General features: G+C 60.8%; 1 protein-coding gene. It reads left to right on the plus strand.

The features are described 5' to 3' along the window. Positions 1-12: 12 nt before the first annotated feature. Positions 13-1,203: an elongation factor Tu gene (gene tuf, locus HY36_RS12650; RefSeq protein ID WP_035553469.1), complete on the plus strand. Its 1,191-nt coding sequence runs from the start codon at positions 13-15 to the stop codon at positions 1,201-1,203. Positions 1,204-1,273 lie beyond the last annotated feature (70 nt).

The raw sequence follows: 1,273 nt of genomic DNA on the forward strand, positions 1-1,273 counted from the left end.
AGGAGAGGCCCGATGGCCAAGGCAAAGTTTGAACGCAACAAGCCGCACGTCAACATCGGCACGATTGGCCACGTTGACCACGGCAAGACGACGCTGACAGCAGCGATCACGATGACGCTTGCAGAGCAGGGCGGTGGTGAGAAGCGGTCCTATGAGGACATCGACTCCGCGCCGGAAGAGAAAGCCCGCGGCATCACGATCAACACGGCGCACGTGGAATATGAGACGGAAAACCGTCACTACGCCCACGTGGACTGCCCGGGACACGCTGACTACGTCAAGAACATGATCACGGGTGCTGCCCAGATGGACGGCGCGATCCTGGTTGTGAACGCGGCTGATGGCCCGATGCCACAGACCCGCGAGCACATCCTGCTGGCGCGTCAGGTCGGTGTGCCGGCCCTGGTTGTCTTCCTGAACAAGGTTGACCAGGTTGACGATGAAGAGCTGCTCGAACTGGTCGAGATGGAAGTTCGCGAATTGCTGTCTTCCTACGACTTCCCGGGCGACGACATTCCGATCGTAGCCGGCTCTGCGCTGGCAGCTGTTGAAGGCCGCGACGACAATATCGGCAAAGAGAAAGTTCTCGAGCTGATGGCGGCTGTCGACGACTACATCCCGACGCCAGAGCGTCCGCTGGACAAGCCATTCCTGATGCCGGTCGAGGACGTGTTCTCGATCTCCGGCCGGGGTACGGTTGTGACCGGCCGCGTTGAGCAGGGCATCATCAAGGTGGGTGAGGAAATCGAGATCGTCGGTATCCGCGACACCGTGAAAACGACCTGTACCGGCGTTGAAATGTTCCGCAAGCTGCTCGACCAGGGCCAGGCTGGCGACAACATTGGTGCGCTGCTGCGCGGTATCGACCGTGAAGGCGTTGAGCGTGGCCAGGTCCTGTGTAAGCCAGGCTCCATCACGCCGCACACCACGTTCGAGGCTGAAGCCTACATCCTGACGAAGGAAGAGGGTGGCCGTCACACGCCGTTCTTCTCCAACTATCGTCCGCAATTCTACTTCCGTACGACGGACGTGACGGGTGTTGTGACCCTGCCGGCCGACAAGGAAATGGTTCTGCCGGGCGACAACGTCAAAATGGACGTCGAGCTGATCCAGCCAATCGCCATGGACCAGGGCCTGCGCTTCGCGATCCGCGAAGGTGGCCGTACCGTCGGCGCCGGCGTGGTCTCCGCGATTAAAAAGTAAGACTTGCCCCTATCAGGCAAGACCGAGACAAGGCCGTCCCATCCGGGGCGGCCTTTTTTCTTGGGGGGCG

It is taken from the genome of Hyphomonas atlantica corrig., from assembly GCF_000682715.1.
Lineage (GTDB): Bacteria > Pseudomonadota > Alphaproteobacteria > Caulobacterales > Hyphomonadaceae > Hyphomonas > Hyphomonas atlantica.